Genomic DNA, 3419 nt, shown 5'->3' with positions numbered 1-3419 from the left:
GCAATGCCGCCGCCGATGATCAGGGTGACGCGCGCCTCGCCGGTCGCGTTGGCTGGCCGGGCGGCGCGCGCCGGGGCTTGCACGGTGGGTAGCGCAGGGGCAGGCTCTGCCTGGCCTCGGGTCTGGTCTCGGATCTGGTCCTGGTCCTGGATCAGCTCTCCCAGGATCACCCGGACCTCCTCCTCGACCGAGCGACCTTTGCTGGCTGAGCGGAGGCGGAGATAGGCTTTGACGGCTTCGTCGAGCTTCCGGATGGTCAGGCTTGCCATGGCGTCAATCCAGCAATGATGGCAATGCTATCATTCGTATGATTGCAATGCAATCAGAAGCGAGCCAACTCAATCAGAATTCCGATCGAGCAGGCAGCGATGATCACGAGCGCGATCGTGCTCACCCGCGCTTTCTTGGCCTCCTTGCGACCCAGCGCCTCGATCGTATCAGGCGACAGCAGGTGACCCTCCCGGGTCATGTCCTCCATCTGTTCCAGCACGGTCACGGCACGGTTGGCGATCTCTGGCAGCTTCGAGAGCAAATGGCCGAGCTCGCCCGCGCCTGACAACGCGCCGTGGATGCGGCCGATGGGGCCGAGATTGCGCTCGATCCATTCGCGCACCACGGGGTCGGCCGTCTTCCAGATGTCGAGCTTGGGGTCGAAGCCGCGCGCCACGCCTTCGACCACCACCATGGTCTTCTGCAGCAGGATCAGTTCGGGGCGGGTGCGCATGTCGAACAGGCCGGTGACCTCGAGCAGCAGCGTGAGCAGCCGCGCCATCGAAATTTCCTCGGCGGTGCGGTTATGGATCGGCTCGCCGATGGCGCGGATGGCTTGCGCGAAATTCTCCACCGAGTGATGGCCCGGCACGTAGCCGGCCTCGAAATGCACCTCGGCGACGCGGCGATAGTCGCGGGTGATGAAGCCGAGCAGGATTTCCGCCAGGAAGCGCCGCTCCTTCATCCCGAGCCGGCCCATGATGCCGAAATCGACCGCGACCAGCCGTCCCTGCTTGTCGAGGAAGAGGTTGCCGGGATGCATGTCGGCATGGAAAAAGCCGTCGCGCAGCGCATGCCGCAGGAAGCTCTGGATCACCTTGCGGCCGAGATCGGGCAGGTCGACGCCTTCGGCTTCCAGCCGCGCGCGGTCGTTCAGCGCGATACCGTCGATCCACTCCATCGTCAGCACGTTGTGCGCGGTGCGGTCCCAATCCACCGTCGGCGTACGGAAATCCGGATCGTTCTGGGTGTTCTCGGCCATCTCGGAGAGCGCGGCCGCTTCCAGCCGCAGATCCATCTCCATGGCGACCGAGCGCGACATCGTGTTGATGACTTCGATCAGCCGCAGCCGGCGGGCCTCAGAGGAATGCGCTTCCGCGTTCTCGGCGACGAAGAAGAAATCGGCGAGGTCGCGCTTGAAGCGGGTGGCGACGTTCGGCCGGAGCACCTTGACCGCGACCGGATGGCGGATGCCGTCGCGCTCGACCTCGCCGCGATGCACCTGCGCGATCGAGGCCGCGGCCACGGCAGGTCCCAGATGGGTGAAGATCTGATTGATCGGCCGCTCCAGCGCAGCCGCGATCGCGGCCTCCGCCTCGGCTTGCGCGAACGGTGGCAACCGGTCCTGCAGCGATTCCAGATCGCGCGCCATAACGACGCCGACAACGTCAGGGCGCGTCGCCAGGAATTGCCCGAGCTTCAGATAGGCCGGACCCATCCGCTCCAGCGCCCGCGACAGTCGGCGTCCGGACTTGGCGCCGGGGCGTTCGATCAGGCGCGCCAGTTTGAGCGGAATCTGCCCCGAAGGCGGCACCAGCGCCAGATCGACGGCGCCGAACACGCCCTCGCGCGCGAACACGAAGGCGGCCCGGGTGAGCCGCAGGATATGGGTGAGCGCAGAAATCACAGACGCCAGCCGGAATGCAGTGCGACGATGCCGCCGGAGAGGATCTGATGGGACACGCGGGCGAAGCCCGCGGCGCGGATCATCTCGGCGAACGCATTGGGACGTGGAAACTTGCGGATGGATTCGACCAGATACCGGTAGGATTCGGCGTCGCCTGTCACGGCGCGGCCGATCTGCGGGATCACGTTGAACGAGAACATGTCATAAAGCTTGTCGAGCCCGGGCACCTCGACGGTCGAGAACTCCAGGCAGAGAAAGCGGCCGCCATGCTTGAGCACGCGGTGCGCCTCTGACAGCGCGAGATCGATGCGCGGCACGTTGCGGATGCCGAAGGCGATCGTATAGCCGTCGAACGAGCGGTCGGGGAAAGCCAGCGCCTCGGCATTGCCCTCGACGAAGCTGACCCTGTCATCCAGATATTGCTTGATGGCGCGCTGGCGGCCGACCTCCAGCATGTCGCCATTGATGTCGCAGACGGTGGCCTGGAAACCCGCGCCGGCTTTCCTGGCGGCGCGGAAGGAGATGTCGCCGGTGCCGCCCGCGACATCCAGCAGCGCAAACGGTGCGTCGCTCTTCGGTGGATTGAGGGTATTGACCATGATGTCCTTCCAGACGCGGTGCAGCCCGCCCGACATCAGGTCGTTCATCAAGTCATAGCGCGAGGCGACGCTGTGAAACACGTCATTCACCAGCGTCTGCTTGTCGTCCAGGGGCACGTCCCTGAAGCCGAAATGCGTGGTCTGGTCCGGCCGATCCATTACCCTTACTCCGATACGGGACCATAGCGCGGCCCATGAGAAGGCGCTATCACGTCGCCCCCATAAGGTGAATGGTTACGATGGTGGAATGATTGCCTGAGCTGCCCGAAGTCGAAACCGTCCGTCGCGGCCTGCAGCCGGCGATGGAAGGGGCCAGGATCCTCGCCGCTGAGGCGCGGCGCAAGGATCTCCGGTTCCCATTCCAGAAGGATTTCGTGGCGCGGCTAACGGGGCAGACCGTCACCGGGCTTGGCCGCCGCGCCAAATATCTGATGGCCGATCTCGGCTCCGGCGACGTGCTGTTGATGCATCTCGGCATGTCCGGCTCGTTCCGCGTGGTTTCCGATCAAGTCCAAACCACGCCGGGCGCCTTCCATCATCCGCGCAACGAGGATCGTGCCCACGACCATGTGGTGTTTCACATGTCCTCGGGCGCGGCCGTGGTTTTCAACGATCCGCGCCGCTTCGGTTACATGAAGGTGATCGCCCGCACCGCGATCGAGGATGAACCGCTGCTGCAGGGGCTCGGTCCCGAGCCGCTCGGCAACGCATTCGATGCCGCCATGCTGGCGCGTTCCTGCGCCAACAAGAAGACCAGCCTCAAGGCCGCGCTGCTCGACCAGCGTGTGGTCGCCGGACTCGGCAACATCTATGTCTGCGAAGCGCTGTTCCGGGCGCAATTGTCGCCGCGACGACTGGCCGCCACGCTCGCGACCAAAAAGGCCGAGCCCACCGATCATGCGCGGCGGCTGGTCAGCGCCATC

Annotated in this window: 4 protein-coding genes; 1 reads left to right on the top strand and 3 read right to left on the bottom strand. The window is 65.1% G+C overall.

Annotation, left to right across the window (positions count from 1 at the left end):
- The 3 genes from WA702_RS26320 to ubiE all read right to left on the bottom strand — a co-directional run.
- Positions 1-269 (bottom strand): FitA-like ribbon-helix-helix domain-containing protein (locus WA702_RS26320; protein WP_425113469.1); only part of this gene is annotated, 269 nt, incomplete at its 3' end.
- A 53-nt stretch (positions 270-322) separates the two neighbouring features.
- Positions 323-1897 (bottom strand): 2-polyprenylphenol 6-hydroxylase, encoded by a 1575-nt coding sequence (gene ubiB, locus WA702_RS26315; protein WP_425113468.1) that lies wholly within the window; start codon positions 1895-1897, stop codon positions 323-325.
- Complete coding sequence (ubiE, locus tag WA702_RS26310) at positions 1894-2655, bottom strand: bifunctional demethylmenaquinone methyltransferase/2-methoxy-6-polyprenyl-1,4-benzoquinol methylase UbiE (protein WP_425113467.1); 762 nt, start codon at positions 2653-2655, stop codon at positions 1894-1896. Before ubiE ends, ubiB begins: the two co-directional genes overlap by 4 nt.
- 92 nt (positions 2656-2747) lie before the next feature.
- Here ubiE and mutM point away from each other — a divergent pair.
- Positions 2748-3419: bifunctional DNA-formamidopyrimidine glycosylase/DNA-(apurinic or apyrimidinic site) lyase (gene mutM, locus WA702_RS26305; protein ID WP_425113466.1), on the top strand; the 672-nt coding region annotated here is incomplete at its 3' end.

It is taken from the genome of Bradyrhizobium sp. (genome assembly GCF_049798375.1).
Lineage (GTDB): Bacteria > Pseudomonadota > Alphaproteobacteria > Rhizobiales > Xanthobacteraceae > Bradyrhizobium.
The sequence above is the reverse complement of the archived record's forward strand: the minus strand, read 5'-3'. Positions and strand labels throughout refer to the sequence as shown.

Bases quoted from the DNA above. Each gene is read 5' to 3' on its own strand.
- ubiE (WP_425113467.1), bottom strand. From the start codon at position 2,655: ATGGATCGGCCGGACCAGACCACGCATTTCGGCTTCAGGGACGTGCCC.